Below are 19,398 nucleotides of genomic sequence, written 5' to 3'. Positions count from 1 at the left end.
TTCATACAAAATAAAAAGTCTGTTATTTTTAATAAGAAAACCATGCGTCTTTTACTCTCTTTCTGGCTGCTAATTCTTGTCTGTAATACTGCTTACACACAAGAACACAATGCTACAAAAGATTTACTCCAAGAAGCTAAAGGTGTTTTATTCTCCCAACCTGAGCAAACTGAAAAGATAGCAGATTATATTCTAAATAAATCTGAAGACAAATCTGAACGCACAGAAGCATCACTGCTTTTAGCGCAAAGCTTCTACGTGCGAGGTAACTTTTCAAAAGCTGTTAAAGAGGCCTTGTCGGCGAAAGAACTGGCCGATAATTCGGGTGCTATTGAAATACAATTGAAAGCAAATTTATTTGCGATTCAAATGCTTCGTATGTTAGGACTAGATACTGTTGCCGACAGCTATCTTTCAGAAGTAATTGTACTTCGGAAAAACATCGAAGATCCAGTACTTTCAACATGGTTAGAAGGAAAACTAAATCAAGACAAAGCATTTATAAATTTTGATCTCGGTCATACTTCTAAAACCATTGATTACCTTCAAAAAGCACGGTTTCAATTTTTAAAAAGTCGAGATACCACAGCTGTAAACGACGCCAGCCTTTCGCTAGTAGAATCATTCATGCAGGTCTCTAAAATAGATTCTGCTAATTATTACCTCGAACCAACCATAGAAGATATTCGAACGACGAAGTACAATGATTTTCAGAAATTAAAGGCATTAGACCATTTAGGAAAACTCTATTTTTTAAAAAATGACTATCCAAATGCTATAGAGGTATACCAGGAAGCGCTAAACCTTTCAAAAAAATTACCAAATACGTACTATGAAAACAATAGCCTCGACGGTCTAGCTATAAATTATTTAGCGATGGAAGACACCGAAAACTTCTATCACTTTAAGCAAAAGAATTATCTAACCGAGCTGCAGGTTGACACTGAAGAACGTTTAGCTGTAAATGCTGTTTATAGTACGATTAATAATCAGCAGCAGGGTCTTTCCGAAGAAATTATTGAAAGTGAATATCATAAACTTTATGCATTGGGTGCTTTTTTACTTTTAATCTTAACCCTCGGACTATTTTTAAATTATCAATACAAGTCTAAAGCAAAAGAATATACGGCAATCTGGAAATACATCTCCCCTGCGAAGAAGGATGCTAAGGCAACTAAGCCTAAAAAGGTTTTAGAGAAAAGTGCGTTGGTTCCAGAGGAGACAGAACAGGTATTGCTTCAAAAATTGGAGAAGTTTGAAGCGGGAAAAAAATTCACAAATTCTGATATGTCTATCGCCTTATTAGCGTCGCAAATGGATACCAATACGAAATACTTGTCGGATGTAATAAACAGACATAAGGGGAAAAATTTCAATAGCTATGTGAATGAGCTTCGTATTAATTACATCATAGAAAAGATTAAAGACAATCCTGTATATTTCAATTATAAGGTGAGTTATCTTGCTTCGGAATGTGGGTTTTCTTCACACAGTAGCTTTACGACTGTTTTTAAATCGGTTACTGGAATATCGCCAACTGCTTTTATGGATTTTCTAAAAAAAAGAAGTGAATTAGCATGACAATAGCAAACTACATATCGTCTGTTTCACTTGTTTCTTTTTTGAAACAAGTGTCTTTTTGCACTTTGTTTTTTCTAATAAATCAGAACATTTCAGCACAAACCAAGCTAGATAGCCTGATTAATGTTGCACATCTAAAGGTTTATGAAGATCCTATGTCTGCGATTAAAATGGGAGAACAAATATTTAACGAAGCCTCCATTGCAAAAACTAAGATCAATGCATTGATGCTAATCTCGAATGGTTATCTATCAAAAAGAGAGTATGAAAAGTCGTTAGAATATTCCTTAAAGACCAGAGAATTTTTTGATGAAATCGATGATCCAAAGGTGAAAATAAGTGTGTTGAATAATATTGGGATGCAACACCAACAACTACTTATTTACGATAAGGCAATCGAAAACTTGGACGAGGCACTAAAATGGGCTGAAAAAGTAACACATAAAGATTCAATCGCCTCAATTCTAGGAACAAATTATGCTATTAGAGGATTTATATATCGAGAACAAATGAGTTGCGATATTGCGCTTAATTATTTCAACAAGTCCATTAGCGAGTTCAAAAAAGCATTGAAAGTAAAAAAAACAATGAATGCGAACTTAAGTATTCTCAATTACAACAAGGGTAATTGTGAATTACAAGTTTCACAAATAGATTCGGCAAGAGTAAATTTTAACAAGTCTATTAAATACGCTAAAGTAATTAATGCGAATAGCTTATATGCCTTTGCAAAAAAAGGTCTTAGTGAAGTATATACTATTGAAGGAAATTACAATCAAGCAATTAACGAACTTAATGAGGCGTTAAAAGTTTCCGACAGCGTGGGTGATTTAGTACTTGATCAAGGAATTTATAAAAACTTAAGTGACAATTATCTCGCGATTAACAATCAGGCACAATATCAACTTTACTTTGGGAAATATTCAAAAACCCAGAAGCAAATTAGAAAAAAAGAAAGAAGCACAATTAATAGTTCCATAACAAGCCTTTTAGAAGAGACAAAACTTCAAATAAATCAGAAAAAAAAGGAACTTCAAAAACTGCAAATTGTCCTATTAATTTTAATAGTATTCTCTCTATTATTTCTTTCAAATAGAATTATTAAAAGTAGAAAAAACTATAAAAAGGCATTAAAAAACCTTGAAAAATTCAAGAAGTAGACTTTTTAAAGTCAAAACTACAAAAACACTCTAAAGCGCTTAAATAAAGCACTTAAACCCCTTTTCCATCCTTTCAAAATTCGTGAATTCGTAAAGACTAGCATTATTAATAATGTATAGGCTTTTCTACATTGCACTAACATTAAAAAATACCTGTGTTGAAAATTTGCGAAAAACAGTTGCGCCATATTCTATAAAAATAGTAATCAAATTACTGTTAAAAGTAGGCTAGCTAGCAATCACATTTACAACGTCAGAAAACATTAACCTTAATCAAAAAAAATGATGAAAAAAACAATCTTATTAACCTTACTGGCTTGTGTAGTAATTACAAGTACTTCTTTTGCTCAGTATATTACAAAAGATACTTTCTTTGAAACGACAGGAGTTTCAAATCAGGGAGTTATTTCTGGATACGAAGCACAAGCAGGGCCTTATTCACTTTGGAATCCTGAAGCGAATACCTTTGAACAAATTGGAGGATTAGCTCCCGGACAAGGAATTGGCGGTAAAGCAATCTTCTCTGGAGACGGCACCATGCTTTCTGGAGCTTCTAGCGTAACGGTAACAACACCTACTGAATGGGAAAAATTAAATACAGGTTTCAACTATATCTTTAGAGGAATCGATTTCCCAGAAGGACAGAACTCTCAAGGATATGCGGCTGGAGAATCTCTTACTTATAATGGTGACGGAATTGTAATTGCAACCTATGATGGTGGTGATACTTGGAATCAACTATGGACAGGAGTAGGTCAAGGAATTGAAGCAATGAGTTTCCCAACGTTATCTACAGGTTATGTAGGTGGATGGAGTCAATATTTTGCAAAAACCACCGATGGTGGGAATACTTGGACAGAACAAACACCTGGCGCAGATGTATATTTTTATACAAGCATTGTATTTAAAGATGCTTCTAATGGGGTGGTTACCGCACAAACAAATACAGGGGTAGCTGTATACACTACCTCAGATGGTGGTGACACTTGGACCACTGGATCTGGTTTGGTTGGCGTTCCTTATAAACTTACACACGTAAGTGACGATACTTATTTCTTAGTAACAAATGGAGGTGATATTCAAAAATCTACAGATAATGGTTTAACATGGACCTCAGTTTTCTCTGGCGGCGGATTATTACTTGGAATTGAATTTTACGATTCAATGACTGGAATTGCTACAGCTGAAAATGATGTTTACAAAACTACCGATGGTGGGGCTACTTGGGTTGGAACTGAAGTTATTGAAGGAGCATTATGGCGTGATGTAGCTTGGTTAGATGCAAATAATGTTACTTTAATAGGTACTCCTGAGCTTATTTTTGCTTCTGAAGATGGTGGTGACACTTGGCCAATAAACAATATTGCTACCTCAACACTTAATGAAGCTTTATACGATATCTTTTTCACTCCTAATGGAACTGGATACATTATCGGTTCTCAAGGAGTTATGTTTCGTAAAACATCTTCGACGAATGATTATGCAATCATGTCGAGATACGATACTACAACCAATACTTGGACAGCTCTTGGAAGTCTTGACTTTCCTGTAGATAATTCACTAAGTGGTGGATATAATATTTCTGGAGACGGAACAATGGTAATCGGAAACTCTTGGGCAGAACCCGCTCCAGGTACTTCAGGATTAGGCGCACACGCTGTTGCTTGGACTGATACCGACGGAATTATTGATTTAGGAACATTATACCCTAATGACAATAGAAGCACAAGAGCGGAAGCTGTAAGCCATGATGGAAGCATTATTGTTGGATGGCAAGATTTTAACGGCCCATGGAAATCGGCAGTATGGAGAAAAGATGCTAATGGCGACTTCCTTCCTAATGAATATTTATTAGTAGACCCAAATGGAGACCCTACAGACCAAATGAACCAATTAGGAGAATGTAGCGCCATCTCTGCAGATGGAACTGTTATTGGAGGTCGTGGAGATTTCGCAAATGATAACGAACCTTGGATTTGGACTGAAGCAGGCGGATACCAATCGTTAGGAACGCTTTCTCCTGGTGCTGCCGGAAGTGTTACAGGTATAAATCATGACGGTACAATCGTTATTGGTTATTTCCAAATAGGACCATGGGATCCAAACATTCCTTTTATCTGGACACCATCTGGAGGATTACAAAATTTCCACGATTTCATTACAGAAGTACTTGGATATGATATGGGAGCAGGACAAATCTATGCGCCTAACTCAATTTCTCCAAATGGAGAGTTCATCACAGGATGGGGATTTGATGCAACGATTGGACCTTGGGGAGACTTATTTACCTTTAGATTACAATTACCTACCGTGCCGTTAAATGATGCTTGTGAAGACGCTACTGAACTAGCTTGTGGAGATATAGTTACAAACTCAACTATTTTCGGAACAAACTCAGGAGGTAATAATTCACCTGATGTATTTTACTCATATACTGGAAGCGGTCAAGCTGAAACAATCACTTTAAATGCTTGTGGCGATGAAACTACTTTCCCTACAACAGTTAGAGTATTTACAGACTGTACACTCACAAATCAAATTGCATTTAACGATAGTTCTTGCGAGAATCAACCAGAATTGTCATTTGAAAGTGACGGAACTTCTACTTACACCATTATGGTGGAAGGATACGATAGTAATTCTGCAGGGAACTTTCAATTAGAAATTACGTGTGAACCCTTATTAGGAACTACTTCTTTTGAAGCATCAAGCACTGTAATTTATCCAAATCCAGTAACTGATAATTTACAAATAGCTTCTAAAAATGTAATCAACACGATTCAAATTTACTCGATAACTGGAGCTACTGTTTCAACGATGTCTGTTAATAGTACTTCTAGTACACTTGACTTATCTTCTTTTGCAAATGGGATCTATTTTATTAAAACAGAAACGGATACTGCTTCAGAAACCTTTAAAATTATAAAAGAATAATTTTTATTTTATTACATAGTTAATAGTGTTTTTAATAAAGCTCTTTGATTTAATCAAGGAGCTTTATTGCTTATAACTCCTTAGTTACCTGACAGTTATTTCTTCGGAAAAATCCAAAATAACGCATAAAATTTCTTCCGTTAACCGTTCATTAACCAAGATCGCTTACATATTTCTATACATTCGTCACATAATCAAAATTAAATGTGATGAAAAAAATACTCTTACTTGTATGCGTACTTACCACCTCAGCAATTTTCGCTCAGGATTGTACCATACCTGCAACCCTACCCTATTTTGAAGACTTCAGCAATGGAGCTCCGGCATGTTGGGAATACGAAAATACTGATGGAACAAACCCAGTATGGACCTACAATGACAGTGTTGATATTACTGGTGATGGAACAAATGACCCTGTAGTACTTATGATACCACCAAACGTTTCAACAGAAGAAAAAAACGATTGGGCGTTCACTCGTAAAATCCAAATGGATGCGGGTACAGAATACAGCATTGAAGTAGCTTATAATGCTTTCAACTTAGGAAACGTAACCGCTTCAGAAAATTTCGAACTTGTTATAACAGATGCTCCAAGTTCCACAGCTTCTTATAATGAAATTATTGGAACTTATACTGATTTCATTCAGCAAGGAACCTTCCCTGGACAAAATGATGGAAATGACATTAAAACACAAGCTTATACTGCTTCAGAAACTTTTACACCAACTACCTCAGGTGAGTATTATGTGGCAATTCACGCTCTAGGTTCTAACGGAACTGACGGTGGCGGATTTTTCTTATTTAGCGCAAGTGTAGAAGAAACTCCTGTTGATTGTACGATAGCAGTAACTGTTCCTTATTCTGAAGACTTCAGCAATGGAACTCCGGTATGTTGGGAATACGAAAATACTGATGGAACAAACCCAGTATGGACGTACAATGACAGTGTTGATATTACTGGTGATGGAACAAATGACCCTGTAGTACTTATGATACCACCAAACGTTTCAACAGAAGAAAAAAACGATTGGGCGTTCACTCGTAAAATCCAAATGGATGCGGGTACAGAATACAGCATTGAAGTAGCTTATAATGCTTTCAACTTAGGAAACGTAACCGCTTCAGAAAATTTCGAACTTGTTATAACAGATGCTCCAAGTTCCACAGCTTCTTATAATGAAATTATTGGAACTTATACTGATTTCATTCAGCAAGGAACCTTCCCTGGACAAAATGATGGAAATGACATTAAAACACAAGCTTATACTGCTTCAGAAACTTTTACACCAACTACCTCAGGTGGGTATTATGTGGCAATTCACGCTCTAGGTTCTAACGGAACTGACGGTGGCGGATTCTTCTTGTTCAATCTTTCTGTTGAAGAATCGATAGTTCCTCCATGTTCTGTTGCTGCTACAGTACCATATTACGAAGATTTCAGTAATGGAGATCCAGAATGCTGGTTAAAAGAAGATACCGACAATACACTACCTGTTTGGATGTATAACACAGGAACCGATATAGACGGCGATGGAATTGGAGATCCTATTTATCAAATTATTGCTCCTGGTACTCAGGATCCTTTAAAAAATGATTGGGCTTTTTCACAAAAGGTGCACATGGAAGCAGGAACTACGTATTATGTTTCTTCTCATTACAATGTAGTAGATTTAGGTTCTTCAACTTCTTTTGAAGATTTTGAAATGTGGGTAACCGACGCGCAAAGTTCTAACGCGTCTTTTAAAGAATTACTAAACACATACCAGGGTATTACACAACAAGGTCAGTTTCCTGGACAAAGTAACGGAAATGATTTAGAAGCTATGGCATATCTAGCTGAAGAAGGGTTTACTCCTACTACAACTGGCGATTACTATGTTGGAATTCATGCAACTGGTTCTACGGCAATTGGTGGTGCATTTTTATTATTTGATGTGGGTGTTAATACAGAACCTACAGCACAAGATTGTACCGAAGCAGCAGTAACTCCTTACTATGAAGATTTTAGTAATGGTTCACCAGCATGCTGGGAATATGAAGATGCAGACAATCAGAATCCAGTTTGGGCGTACAATAACACGACTGATATTTCTGGAGATGGCACCAACGATCCAATTCTTATCATGGCGCCAGCAAATGTATCAACCACACAAAAAGACGATTATGCCTTTTCTAAAAAAATACAATTAATTGCTGGAGTTGAGTATATCATCGAAGTTGCTTATAATTCATTAAATCTTGGAAATGCTGTTGCTTCAGAAAACTTTGACTTAATTATCACAGATGAACCAAACGCTACAGCAACACAAACAGTTTTAGGAAGCTATAACGACATCTTACAACAAGGTGATTTCCCTGGAAACAATGATGGAAATGACCTTGAATCTCAAGCATACACTGCCTCTGAAGTATTCACACCTACAACTTCGGGAGAATATTACGTTGGAGTTCATGCTTTAGGAACGACTGGAACAGATGCAGGCGGATTACTTCTATTTGACCTAGGTGTAAGTGTGAACACAGTACCCTCAGGTGGAGAATTAATCATTATCCCAACTACAGGTTATGTAACTAGCGTAAACTATAATGGAACCGCTGCAGCTGGTTATAATACCGAGCATTTTATTTGGAATGGAAATGGAAACTTTGAAGTTATTGGTGGTGTTCCTCCTGGGAATGGTATTGGTGGCCAAACAGGAATTTCTGATGATGGAAACACAGTTTCGGCTGGATACTTAAACACTGTATCAGGCTTGGTTGAAATGAGTACTTACGAAATCTCAACTCAAACTTGGACTTCTCTTGGAGGAATAGGTGGAGATGATGGTGTAGAAGCTAGTTCAACCTATGCTATTTCTGGTGATGCTACAACCGTTGTTGGATTAGGATATACTGAGGCAGGTGGTCCTGGTGGCGCACATGCTGTTGCTTGGACTGAAGCTACTGGCGTTGTAGATTTAGGCTCTACAGTACCGCAAGCTTTTAGTAGAGCAAATGCAACCAACGTTGATGGAACTGTAATTGCAGGATGGCAAGATACTGCTACAGGTTTCCGTCAAGGAGCTGTTTGGATTAACGGAGTGCAACATTTAATCGATTTCCCGAATGGCGACAAAGCAGGAGAAGCACAAACTGTTTCGAATGACGGTGTTTGGGTTGGAGGTATTGGAAACTTTGCCAATAACCATCAAGCCTGGAGATGGAACGAAGATACTGAAATTGAATCCTTAGGTCCATCACCAATACAAGGATACAGAGGAGCAACCACTGGATTAAGTGAAGACGGAAGTATTGCTGTAGGGTATTACAAGCCTGGTAGTTTGCCAGCTATTTTTGGAGTTGGTTTTATCTGGACTGAAGCTACTGGAGTTGTAGAGTTAAATGAATATGCTGCAACATTAGGAATTGACACTCAAGGAGTAACCTTGGCGTTACCTTTAGACATCTCTGCAGATGGAACTGCAATTGTAGGAAGCGGACTAGACAGTAACAATAATAGAGTTGGGTTTTTATTGAGATTAGAACCTACTATTTTAGGTGTGGATGAACCTACTATTGAAGATACTTTTTCTTATTATCCAAATCCAGTAAATGATGTTTTGCATTTTTCAGGAACCACTCCTTTAAAAAGCATAACCATCTACACTGTTACAGGACAAATAGTAGCTCAAAAAGCAATTACGAGTACAAAAGGAGAGTTAAATATCTCTGAATTAGCCAACGGAATTTATATTGCGCGCATCGAAGGATACGAATCTTCAAAGACCGTAAAAATTATCAAAAAGTAAGAAAATAGTTAATAGGTTTATTTTCGGCAACCCTTGAATCATTTCTTTTCAGGGGTTGCTTTTTTTGTTATCTTCGATACGCATCAAATGAATACCTATGAAAAAAATTGCTATCGAATTTAAATGGGCTATAATTTTTACAATCATGACGCTTGCTTGGATGTTATTAGAAAAAACATTGGGATGGCATGACGAAAAAATTGCAAACCACTATTGGACAACACTCCTTTTTCTACCTATTGCAATTTTTATGTTTGTTTTAGCCATTCGGGAAAAAAGAAGACGCTATTACCATAAAAAAATTACGTGGAAACAGGCCTTTTATAGCGGTGTTGTATTAAGTGTTTTTATTGCAGCGCTCTCTCCACTAGGACAATACATTACACATAATTACATTACGCCTAAATACTTCATCAATGTTATCGACTATTCTGTAACGTCTAAACTAATGACCATAGAAGCTGCTAACGAGTATTTTAACATTACAAATTACATCATGCAAGTTGCCATCGGAACCCTCCTTGGAGGTATTGCTACGGCTGCCATTGTAGCTACATTTATGAAAAGAGAATAATTCTATTTTACCTATTTTTTTCAAGAAAGTGTTTTAAAAAAGGAATTTGCAGCATAAACAAACTTAAAAACACAATACCATAAACAGTCGTTTTATTCATTTTTACTTCGGAAAAAGGATTCTTAAACGACACATATTCTGCAACACTAAATTCTTTCAGCAACGAAAAATCTGTAGCCGGCACGATGTATAACGCAAACATCATGCTCACAAAACCCAAAACAATGAAAACCCAAGCCCTTTTTGAAAGTAGAGGCTTATATGGTTGTATCGCTGTTTTCGGTGTTACAGATTTCATAACCGACTCCATGAAATGTGCTGAAGGCTGATGCAAACCAGCTTCTTGCACTAACTTTTTAGCGATATCATCTATATTTTTAAATTGCTCTTCCATTAAAATTTGATGTTTCTGGCAGTATAAAATGCTTCAGTAAAGTAAATAATTTTTTCCTGCTTCTGTATAGCTTAACTTTTATATTTTCTTCGGAAAGTGCTGTAACTACGGCAATCTCTCGCACCGATTGATCTTCAAAATAATACAATGTTACAATAACGGCTTCTTCTTCTGAAAGTTTTAAAATACATTCTTGAATGACCTTCTTTCGTTCTTCAGCTTCTAAATAATGCAGCGCGTTGTCCACACTAAGCGCATCTCCTTCCGTTATATCTTCTATCAATTCTGAAGCTTGATACTTTTTGTTTTTCCGAAGTGAATCTAATGCCTTTCGATATACAATACTGTACAACCAACTGGAAAACTTTGCGTCGCCACGATAACTCGCTAACGACTGAAACGCTTTTACAAAACTATCTTGTGCTACTTCTTCAGCTTCTTCTCTTGTTTTCACTACGCGATAGGCAATGGTAAACACAAAGTCTTGATATTTTTCTACCAAAAACCCAAAAGACTGCACGTCTCCCTGCAGCGTTTGCTGTATGTATTCTTGGTCGTTGGTTGTGTTCATTTAGACATAAGACGATGCGAGTACAATAATGGTTACAAAAAACATTAAGAAAAAATAATGAATAGAATTTGTAACCGAACCTTTACATCCTTCGTCCTACTAGCAAACATTCATTAATCAATCATTAATCAACTTTAAAATTAAACAGTATGGGATCAGAAGTCATTGTAGTACCAGTCATTTTCGGACTTATCTTCGGAATATTTTATTTATTTATTACGGCAAGAAACAGAGAGCGACTTGCGCTTATTGAGAAAGGAGCAGATGCTTCTATTTTCTACGGAAAGGATCGAAAAGCAACACCGATGTGGAAGGTTATTGTAATTAACTTGGCATTACTACTTATCGGAATCGGACTTGGAATTTTTATCGCAGCAATTTTAAGTGAAGTACTCCATGTAGATGAAGAAATTGCGTTTCCAGGAACAATCTTTTTAATGGCAGGAATTGGACTTTTTGCAGGGTTTTATTTTACAAAAAAATTGAACAGCGACGCTTAAAGACAGCTGTTTTTAGTTGAAAAGTCATCTTGAGTTTGCGCTCAAGGTGACTTTTCTAATTTTGAAGAGTTACGTTACTATAGCTAGCATTGATATTGAATTTCTTTAGTGAGTTGCTGGCTTTATAAAACCCATTAAGCAATACACGACCGCCACTTACATTTTTATCTATTTCTAAAGAAGCAGGTGCCGAAAACGGGGATTTTTTACCATTAAAATAGAAAGAAAACGCTGTATTAGGAATGCTTAACGTTGCATCTGTATTCTCTAACGAAATATCTACCGTACTAAAATCGGGAGCTACTTTCCCTATAAATAAGTTTCCGAAGGAACCTACCAAAATACCGGTCTTTTCCAATGTATTTACAATGACATTACTCGAGTTTGCTTGTAAATTAATGTCACGCACAGTATTCAATTTACAATCCTCCACATAATTTACTTTCAACACTCCGTTTACCCAGTTATTCACTGAAACAGGGCCATAAGAAGCATTGATGAGGGATTCTCCCCCATCAATACTATTAGCCACAAATGGCGCATAATTAAGCGTTGCATTAATATTATAGACATCGGCCATTTTTACTTCCCCATGACGAATATTTATATCGGTCTTGGTTCCTTTTGGCATTCTAATTATGATTTTCTTCTTGGCTTTACTCTTTTTACGACTTGAACTCTTAGACGTTTGAATACTAATGGTTTTATTTCCATGCGCGTCAGTAATTACTTCTTTCGAGTAGTTATTGCCTTCCTCATCAAATTGCTCTGCCCATTTCTCCATTTCTTTTCCAAAATTTTCTCCCCAAGCTTCCATCGATTTCCCAAAGTTTTCTCCCCAAGACTCCATCGACTTTCCGAAGTTTTCACCCCATTCTTCCATTTGTTTTTCAAACTCGGGACCAAATTTAACTTCAAACTCTTTTCCAAATTTTTCGCCCCAATTCTCCATTACTTTTTCAAAACCTTCTGCCCAAGAATCAACATCTCTCAGCCAAGCATCCGTTTCACGAACGCTTACATTCTTATTGTACTTTTTATTCAGCTTTGCGACATAGGCTTCCTTATTTTTTTCATATACGGATCTATTAAATGTATAACCATTGTGATCGTTAAAGTTGAAATTTATCGTTCCTGCATCAGAAGTAACCTTTGGACGTTCTTTGGTAAATGGCCAATTAGGGAACTTTTCATAATCTGGAACATCTGGAATCGTTACATTCCAATCCATATTTTTAAGTTCTTTTAAGATTGGCATATCCTTTAATGCTTCCAACCCTTTTAATCCTTCCAACGCACGACTTTCAATAGAGGTAGAAGATTCTAATCCATCCCAAACATCGCCAGATTTAGAAGTAATCATCACTTTTTTACTGTTTCCTAATACGTCTAAATTCCAATTATTGAAGATGTCTTTCTTTTCTTTTTCTGAAAGATTTACTCCTTCGATAAAGGCCTCAACTTCAACTGTGTTTTTATTCCATGTTTCAAAAACCACATCGGCATACGATACATTTACGGTAACGACAGCGTCTTTACTTACAGAAAAACTCTCTTTATAACTATCTTGAGCAAATAGGATTGCTGAAAACAGCAGTGCAAAGACAACTGTTAATTTATGATTGAATACTAGTATATGTTTCATTTTCAATTTCTTTAAGTTCTTTTAATTTGTTTTTTAGTTTGAACAGCAATTCCAAACGTAGTTTCAAATTATCAATAAGAGCAGTTACCGTTGCTTCGGAAGGCCCTACTTTATTCATTTCATCATTAAGTAATGCGTATTCTTTGTCTAGCTCGTTGATACGAACCATATATCCATCCATTAGTTCTTTATTTTCATCATCTATCTTTAAAGAAGCTATCTGTACGTTAATCCCTGTGAGGTAGAACTCTTCTACCTTTTTAAGATCTGGAGAAATATCACCCAATGTAAACTGTTCTGGATTTTTCTCCGGTGTTTTAGTTGCGTCAACAATGGTCGTATCTAGAATGTCGTCGTTAGATGAAAGTTGTTGCATTCCGAAGTATCCCAAACTAAGCAATACAATTCCTACGGCAGCAATTTTCAGCCAAAAGAAAGAAGCATTGTTTTTCTTCTTTTCTGGGAAGGATGTTGCCAATAGTGCTTCAAAGCGAGCTTCGTGTCCTTCCGATAATTTTGGAGCATCTGTAGGAATGTGCTCTTTCATCATTTTTCTAATATCCTGTCCCATAACGCAAATGTTTTAATGATTCTTTTAATTGTGCTTTCCCCCGATGTAATAATGTTCTCGAAGCATTTTCAGAAATAGAAACTATCTCCGAAATTTCTTGATGGTCGTATCCTTCCATTAAAAAGAGTCTAACTACGACCCTATAATTTTCTGGAAGTTTGTCGATGGCTGCCATAACTTCTTCAGCTGTTGTTTCGTCTTCTACAATCCAATCGCTTTCATCGTCGGCAATATGCATTGTTTCTTCATTCATGGTTACGGCATCAATTTTCTTAGCTTTTATTGTGTCGAGGCACGTATTAATTACAATTCGTTTCAACCAAGCACCAAAGGTGACGTCCCCTTTGTATTGGTTTATTTTCCGAAATGCTTTAATAAACGCCTCTTGCATAGCGTCTTCGGCAGCGGCGGTATTTTTTAAATATCGCTGTGCTACTATAAACATTCCGTCACAATACTGCTTATAAAGCTGTAATTGCGCCTTCGGATTGTTATCTTTGCATTGTTCTACAAGTAAAGAATTAGACACTATAGATGGTTTTTTTGGTTGCTGTTCGATTAAAAGACGACAGAAAAGAACGAGTGTTTCAAAAAGGTCGAAATTTTTAATAAAATTCGACAAAAGAAATTTAAGTTTCTCAGATTTGCATTAATTTTGACCTGTATTTTCAACAACTATGAAAAAGTATCACGATTTCGAAAAACTAAACCGATTACTGGTTGCCAGCTTTGAAGCGGAGAAGCTTTATTATAATGCGGCCTTAGAAGCTAAGAAAACTGAAATGAAACGTTTTCTTAATTATATGTCTGTGGAACGAAATAGAATGAGTCACGACATTTCTAACGAACTTCATTCTAGAGATATTGAGCCTTTAAAGGAAGATGTGGAAAAAGTAAATCTAGATCATTCCAAAACTGATCCGCAACCTGTAGCCTTTTCAGTTGCCATCGCACAATGTTTGTCTAGAGACAAAAACAATGTAAAACGCTACGACGAATTACTAGAGCGTAAAGATCTTCCCGACTCTATCTTAACAATGTTAGAGCGTCAACGTACTAAAATTACTCAGTACATTACAGAGGTAGAGAAATTGGTACAATAAAAAAAGCGCCTTTAAAAAAGCGCTTTTGATATATATTTATGTTATTACTATTTACTCGTCTAGAAGTAAATTAAGCGTTACAGTAATGTTATCGCGAGTTGCTTTTGAGAAAGGACAAATCTCATGTGCTTTATTAAGAATATCTTCTCCCGTTTTCACATCTACTCCTGGCAAATAACAATCTAACGTTGCTTCTAAAAAAGCTCCGTCTTCGTCTTCACAGAAACCTATTGTTGCTGTTACACTAAAGTCGTCAGACAACTCGATTCTTTTCTTTTTAGCAATAACTTGAACGGCACCACCAAAGCAAGCAGCATAGGCGCATCCAAACAGTTGTTCCGGATTTGTTCCTTCGCTACCGTCGCCTCCCATTGATTTTGGAACAGAAAGATTTAAATCTAAGGTACCATCTTCAGTAGATGCGTGACCGTTTCTTCCACCTACAACTGTTGAAGTTGCTTCATACAAAGTTTTCATTTTGTTTGTTTTTTAAGTTATATTAATCCAATATACCACCGAAAACTGGGTTATTAAAAACTATATTCATAAAATTGTCATAAATTCACTACGTGATACAAGAGAACAAAAATACAAGTGCTTTAGAGGAAAAAGAAGGGGTCTCAAAACCTGAGACTTTAAGTAAAAAAGTGGCTTCTTTTGTTAAAAAAAGCCGTAGAAAATCACCCTCCACACAACAGCTTACAGACGCTTTATTAGCGAAAGATAAAACAGCCTTAAGTCGTGCCATCACAATCATTGAAAGTACGGCTCCAAAACACCAAGAACAGGCAAAAAAAATTATTGAAGCTTGTTTGCCACACGCCAATAAATCCATCCGAATTGGAATTACAGGAGTTCCCGGCGTTGGAAAAAGCACCTTTATTGAAGAATTTGGAAAACTCCTTATCTCTAAAAATAAAAAAGTAGCCATTTTGGCGGTAGACCCAAGTAGTTCTTTAAGCAGAGGAAGTATTCTAGGTGATAAAACCCGAATGGAAGATCTGGTAAAAGAGCCAAATGCCTTTATTAGACCCTCGGCAAGTGGCGATTCGTTAGGAGGAGTAGCTCGCAAAACCCGTGAAACAATTATTTTATGTGAAGCCGCCGGATTTGACACTATTATTATTGAAACGGTGGGTGTTGGTCAAAGTGAAACCGCTGTTCACTCCATGACCGATTTCTTTTTATTGCTAAAACTAGCTGGTGCTGGCGATGAGCTTCAAGGAATTAAACGCGGAATTATGGAAATGGCAGATGCGATTGTCATTAACAAAGCCGACGGAGAGAACAAAAAAGCAGCGAAGTTTGCCAAAACAGAATTTAACAGAGCCTTGCACCTATATCCTCCAAAGGAAAGTGGCTGGAGCCCTAAAACACTTACGTGTAGCGCCTTGAAAAATGAAGGAATAGAAGATGTGTGGGAATTAATTACTTCTTATATTTCTGAAACTACTGAAAACGATTACTTTCCGAAGAAAAGAAAAGAACAAAATAAATTTTGGTTGCTACAAACCATAGAAAGTCGCTTAAAATCTGACTTTTATGAAAATGAAATCGTTAAAAAAGAGCTTGAAAAACAACTGAAACTGATTAACTCTAATGAGACGAGCCCTTTTGAAGCCGCTCAATTATTACTAAACTTGAATAAATAATACCACTGAAAAATTGCTTTTCATAAACTTTACCAATAATGATTAAGCAATTATTACCTTCAATGCCTTATGCAGTAATTTAATTTCAATGGTATTTTCTTTTAATACCACTGCTTCACCATCTTTCTGTATCATAAAATTTGCACCCTTTACATTTTTCATCGCTATGGAAGGAGTACAAATTTCTTCTACACCTTTTAGCCAATGGTGCTTTTTTAAAAAGAAAAGAAACGCAAAAATCATCATTCTAAAAAACGATAATTTTGGCACAATAAGAACATCTAACAAACCATCTTGCAAAGATGCTTTTGGCGTTAAACTCATTTTATAACCCATTTCATTAGAGTTGGAAACAAACAATAAAAAGGGACAAACGGTTCTTGTTGTGCTGAGGTAAGAAATCTCTATGTCTTCTTCACATTTATATTTTCGTAACGAAGTAATTACAGAACGGACGTATCCAAATAATTTACGTGTTGGTTTTTTTTCAAAATTGGATATCACAAAAGCGTCAAAACCGATTCCTGTGTTGCTAAAAAATAACTCATTATTAATCATTCCTGTATCTATTTCGATAAACGCTTTCGCTTTTATGATTGCTAATGCCTTCGAAATATCTCTCGGAATCTTCAAATTTGAAGCCAATCCATTTCCAGACCCCATCGGAATAATACCCAATACAACTTCTGTATGGACACAACTTGAAGCCACTTCATTAATCGTACCGTCACCGCCACAAGCCACAATAATATCGGCTTTTTCGGCTACAGATTGTTTTGCTAATTGGATGGCATTTTTAGCGTATGCTGATTCTTTTACAACTACTTGAAAGTTTTCAGCTTCAAAATACCCATTCAGAAAGTCTTCCGACAAACTATTTTTGCCACAGCCCGCTACTGGGTTTACGATAAAATGAATGTTAGTTATCAAGTACCACCGTTTTTAATTGGAGTCCGCCATTCGAAAATAAATAATCTGCTACTTGGTAATAGGAAATCGTCTCTTTCAGAAAAGAAGCGTCTTCAGGCAAAGGCATTAACTCGTTTGTAGCACGCTCCCAAGAATAGAAATTTGCTTTTTTCTGCACGCCTAATACCATTACTTTATCATCTTTCAGAAGTCCTAACTTTCTATAATTTCCAATAAAAGCGCGTTCTTCGGAAGGTTTCATTGTTAGAATATCTCTTCCGAATAAATTAGAATCGTACGTCCAATTCAACAACGAAAACAGGGTAGGAAACACATCTATCTGCGATGCCAACTTATCTATCTTTTGAGATGGCACTCCCTGAACATTATAAATAAACGCCGGAATATGATAATTTTTGACGTCTAATTCTTGTCGGCCCGCACTTGAAGCACAATGATCTGACATAATCACAAAGACTGTATTTTTAAACCAAGGCTTCTTTTTTGCCTTTTCTAAAAACTCATGAATCGCATAATCGGTATATTTTACACCCCCTTCACGAATGGTTCCTGACGGAACATCAATCTTTCCATCCGGAAATGTAAACGGTCTATGATTGGAAGTCGTCATTACAAAATCGAAAAAAGGGGTTCCCGTTTCATGGGCTTTATCAGCTTCCTTGATCACTTTGCTATAAATATCTACATCTGCAACACCCCACGCATTTTCAAAAGTAACTTCATCATCTTCAATATTAGTACGCTTAGTTTTTACGCTCGCATCTAATAAAAAACCACGCCCTCTATCTATAATATCGAAACCATTTCCGCCGAAAAACGTATTCATATTGTCAAAATAACCATCACCGCCATAAAAGAAATTTCGACTATATCCTTGTTCTTTAAAAACCTGTCCTATGGTAAAAAGTTCTTGATTGTTTTTCCGTTTTACAATACTTCGTCCGGGTGTGGGAGGAATAGACAACGTAATTGCCTCCATACCTCGAACCGTACGGGTACCTGTAGCAAATACATTTGTAAAAAACAAACTCTCTTCTGCCAATGCGTCCAAATGTGGTGTAAAATCTTCTCCGCCTAACGTTTTTAAAAATTCGGCACTCAAACTTTCAATACAAATAAAAATAACATTCGGTTTTTGAGCTGGCACTGTATCTTTTGCCGTAATCGTTCTGTAAATTGAATTTTTATTAGGGAACTTTAATTGGTCCCCATTGGCAACAAATTGAGATTGTAATTTGCTAAATGCTTCGGAAACTGGAAGCGTTTTGTAAAAGTCGGTATAGGATAATTCGTTATTCTGAAAGGCAGCAAAAAAAGAATAAATCCCCGTTTTCGCTAATTCGTTGTTGTATCTGTTTTCTGAAAACTCTGCAGATTCATTTTTAACAAAGAGTCCGAAGATGGCCGCAATTACAACAATGACTACAAAAGGCACTAGTTTTTGTCTGAAGGTATTTGTACTCGTAAAAGTCGTTTTAAAAATCCCCTTTCGCTTGGTAAGAACTATAAGTGCAATAACGAAAACCAAGATTATACCGACAAGTAAAGGAATTGGGTACGATTCATTAATGTTTGATACCACCTCGTACGTATACACCAAATAATCTACAGCGATAAAATTGAAGCGTCTTTGAAACTCTTCCCAAAAGGTAAATTCAGCTAAAAAAGAAAACATAAAAATAATCAAGCCCAAGGTATAGGCGAAATAAGTAACACCTTTATCTACAACAGAACCCACCCATTTCTTCGGAAAAAGCAAAAGATATAAACCATAAGGAAGTGCAAAAAAAGAAACGGTACCAATATCGTATAAGAAACCAATAAGTAAGGTATTCCCTAATTTAAAAAGAGACGTATCTACATTAGAAAAACTCCAAATTAATAGTGCTATCCGAACCAAACTCGATAAGACTAAAAATATAGAAATGAAGTACCCCAATAGTCTAAAACGGGATGGAAACAATCGTGGTATTAGCATAAAGGTGGTGGTGGTCT

The 19,398-nt window shown here is 36.3% G+C and carries 16 protein-coding genes; 8 read left to right on the top strand and 8 right to left on the bottom strand.

Going from position 1 to position 19,398, the window contains the following annotated elements:
- Positions 1–42: 42 nt before the first annotated feature.
- The 5 genes from BLQ00_RS11665 to BLQ00_RS11645 all read left to right on the top strand — a co-directional run bounded on the left by BLQ00_RS11665 (position 43) and on the right by BLQ00_RS11645 (position 10,037).
- Positions 43–1,581 (top strand): helix-turn-helix domain-containing protein, encoded by a 1,539-nt coding sequence (locus tag BLQ00_RS11665; RefSeq protein ID WP_093144477.1) that lies wholly within the window; start codon positions 43–45, stop codon positions 1,579–1,581.
- The gene (locus BLQ00_RS11660; RefSeq protein ID WP_093144475.1) at positions 1,578–2,741 is read left to right on the top strand and encodes a tetratricopeptide repeat protein; all 1,164 of its coding nucleotides are present in this window, start codon (positions 1,578–1,580) and stop codon (positions 2,739–2,741) included. Before BLQ00_RS11665 ends, BLQ00_RS11660 begins: the two co-directional genes overlap by 4 nt.
- A 282-nt stretch (positions 2,742–3,023) precedes the next feature.
- Complete coding sequence (locus BLQ00_RS11655) at positions 3,024–5,675, top strand: YCF48-related protein (protein ID WP_093144473.1); 2,652 nt, start codon at positions 3,024–3,026, stop codon at positions 5,673–5,675.
- Between the two features lie 209 nt (positions 5,676–5,884).
- Entirely contained in the window at positions 5,885–9,463 is a 3,579-nt protein-coding gene (locus BLQ00_RS11650; protein ID WP_093144471.1) for a T9SS type A sorting domain-containing protein, read from the top strand.
- A 97-nt stretch (positions 9,464–9,560) separates the two neighbouring features.
- Positions 9,561–10,037, top strand: coding sequence for a DUF4199 domain-containing protein (locus BLQ00_RS11645; protein WP_093144469.1), 477 nt, complete (start codon positions 9,561–9,563; stop codon positions 10,035–10,037).
- 7 nt (positions 10,038–10,044) lie between these two features.
- Here the strand turns inward: BLQ00_RS11645 and BLQ00_RS11640 are convergent, their stop codons facing one another.
- Positions 10,045–10,431, bottom strand: coding sequence for a hypothetical protein (locus BLQ00_RS11640; protein ID WP_093144467.1), 387 nt, complete (start codon positions 10,429–10,431; stop codon positions 10,045–10,047).
- The gene (locus BLQ00_RS11635; protein ID WP_093144465.1) at positions 10,415–11,002 is read right to left on the bottom strand and encodes an RNA polymerase sigma factor; all 588 of its coding nucleotides are present in this window, start codon (positions 11,000–11,002) and stop codon (positions 10,415–10,417) included. The genes BLQ00_RS11640 and BLQ00_RS11635 overlap by 17 nt, the downstream gene beginning before the upstream one ends.
- A 149-nt stretch (positions 11,003–11,151) precedes the next feature.
- On the opposite strand from BLQ00_RS11635, the gene BLQ00_RS11630 reads away from it, so the two are divergent.
- Entirely contained in the window at positions 11,152–11,502 is a 351-nt protein-coding gene (locus BLQ00_RS11630) for a DUF6249 domain-containing protein (RefSeq protein ID WP_093144463.1), read from the top strand.
- A 55-nt stretch (positions 11,503–11,557) separates the two neighbouring features.
- Here the strand turns inward: BLQ00_RS11630 and BLQ00_RS11625 are convergent, their stop codons facing one another.
- The 3 genes from BLQ00_RS11625 to BLQ00_RS11615 are packed head-to-tail and all read right to left on the bottom strand — an operon-like array spanning position 11,558 to position 14,247.
- Positions 11,558–13,147, bottom strand: coding sequence for a hypothetical protein (locus BLQ00_RS11625; RefSeq protein WP_093144461.1), 1,590 nt, complete (start codon positions 13,145–13,147; stop codon positions 11,558–11,560).
- Positions 13,119–13,718: a hypothetical protein gene (locus BLQ00_RS11620; protein WP_093144460.1), complete on the bottom strand. Its 600-nt coding sequence runs from the start codon at positions 13,716–13,718 to the stop codon at positions 13,119–13,121. Before BLQ00_RS11620 ends, BLQ00_RS11625 begins: the two co-directional genes overlap by 29 nt.
- Complete coding sequence (locus BLQ00_RS11615; protein ID WP_093144458.1) at positions 13,702–14,247, bottom strand: RNA polymerase sigma factor; 546 nt, start codon at positions 14,245–14,247, stop codon at positions 13,702–13,704. The genes BLQ00_RS11620 and BLQ00_RS11615 overlap by 17 nt, the downstream gene beginning before the upstream one ends.
- Before the next feature lie 148 nt (positions 14,248–14,395).
- Between BLQ00_RS11615 and BLQ00_RS11610 the strand changes: the two genes are divergently transcribed.
- Positions 14,396–14,821 (top strand): hypothetical protein, encoded by a 426-nt coding sequence (locus tag BLQ00_RS11610; protein ID WP_093144456.1) that lies wholly within the window; start codon positions 14,396–14,398, stop codon positions 14,819–14,821.
- A 51-nt stretch (positions 14,822–14,872) separates the two neighbouring features.
- On the opposite strand, the gene BLQ00_RS11605 is transcribed toward BLQ00_RS11610, so the two are convergent.
- On the bottom strand, positions 14,873–15,298 hold the full coding sequence (locus BLQ00_RS11605) for an organic hydroperoxide resistance protein (protein WP_093144454.1): 426 nt from the start codon (positions 15,296–15,298) through the stop codon (positions 14,873–14,875).
- A 92-nt stretch (positions 15,299–15,390) separates the two neighbouring features.
- On the opposite strand from BLQ00_RS11605, the gene meaB reads away from it, so the two are divergent.
- Positions 15,391–16,473, top strand: a complete 1,083-nt coding sequence (gene meaB, locus BLQ00_RS11600; protein WP_093144452.1) for a methylmalonyl Co-A mutase-associated GTPase MeaB — start codon at positions 15,391–15,393, stop codon at positions 16,471–16,473.
- Between the two features lie 42 nt (positions 16,474–16,515).
- Here the strand turns inward: meaB and BLQ00_RS11595 are convergent, their stop codons facing one another.
- Both BLQ00_RS11595 and BLQ00_RS11590 read right to left on the bottom strand, forming a co-directional pair.
- Complete coding sequence (locus BLQ00_RS11595) at positions 16,516–17,403, bottom strand: diacylglycerol/lipid kinase family protein (RefSeq protein WP_093144450.1); 888 nt, start codon at positions 17,401–17,403, stop codon at positions 16,516–16,518.
- Entirely contained in the window at positions 17,393–19,381 is a 1,989-nt protein-coding gene (locus tag BLQ00_RS11590; protein WP_093144448.1) for an LTA synthase family protein, read from the bottom strand. Before BLQ00_RS11590 ends, BLQ00_RS11595 begins: the two co-directional genes overlap by 11 nt.
- Between the last annotated feature and the right edge of the window lie 17 nt (positions 19,382–19,398).

Origin of the sequence: Ulvibacter litoralis (assembly GCF_900102055.1) — a bacterium.
GTDB lineage: Bacteria > Bacteroidota > Bacteroidia > Flavobacteriales > Flavobacteriaceae > Ulvibacter > Ulvibacter litoralis.
Note: the sequence above shows the minus strand (reverse complement) of the source record. Positions and strands in the feature narration are given on the sequence as shown.

Coding starts and splice junctions, on each gene's coding strand:
- BLQ00_RS11665 (WP_093144477.1), top strand. CDS start 43: ATGCGTCTTTTACTCTCTTTCTGGCTGCTAATTCTTGTCTGTAATACT.
- BLQ00_RS11645 (WP_093144469.1), top strand. CDS start 9,561: ATGAAAAAAATTGCTATCGAATTTAAATGGGCTATAATTTTTACAATC.
- BLQ00_RS11630 (WP_093144463.1), top strand. CDS start 11,152: ATGGGATCAGAAGTCATTGTAGTACCAGTCATTTTCGGACTTATCTTC.
- BLQ00_RS11610 (WP_093144456.1), top strand. CDS start 14,396: ATGAAAAAGTATCACGATTTCGAAAAACTAAACCGATTACTGGTTGCC.
- BLQ00_RS11640 (WP_093144467.1), bottom strand. CDS start 10,431: ATGGAAGAGCAATTTAAAAATATAGATGATATCGCTAAAAAGTTAGTG.
- BLQ00_RS11625 (WP_093144461.1), bottom strand. CDS start 13,147: ATGAAACATATACTAGTATTCAATCATAAATTAACAGTTGTCTTTGCA.
- BLQ00_RS11660 (WP_093144475.1), top strand. CDS start 1,578: ATGACAATAGCAAACTACATATCGTCTGTTTCACTTGTTTCTTTTTTG.
- BLQ00_RS11650 (WP_093144471.1), top strand. CDS start 5,885: ATGAAAAAAATACTCTTACTTGTATGCGTACTTACCACCTCAGCAATT.
- BLQ00_RS11635 (WP_093144465.1), bottom strand. CDS start 11,002: ATGAACACAACCAACGACCAAGAATACATACAGCAAACGCTGCAGGGA.
- BLQ00_RS11605 (WP_093144454.1), bottom strand. CDS start 15,298: ATGAAAACTTTGTATGAAGCAACTTCAACAGTTGTAGGTGGAAGAAAC.
- BLQ00_RS11655 (WP_093144473.1), top strand. CDS start 3,024: ATGATGAAAAAAACAATCTTATTAACCTTACTGGCTTGTGTAGTAATT.
- BLQ00_RS11590 (WP_093144448.1), bottom strand. CDS start 19,381: ATGCTAATACCACGATTGTTTCCATCCCGTTTTAGACTATTGGGGTAC.
- BLQ00_RS11620 (WP_093144460.1), bottom strand. CDS start 13,718: ATGGGACAGGATATTAGAAAAATGATGAAAGAGCACATTCCTACAGAT.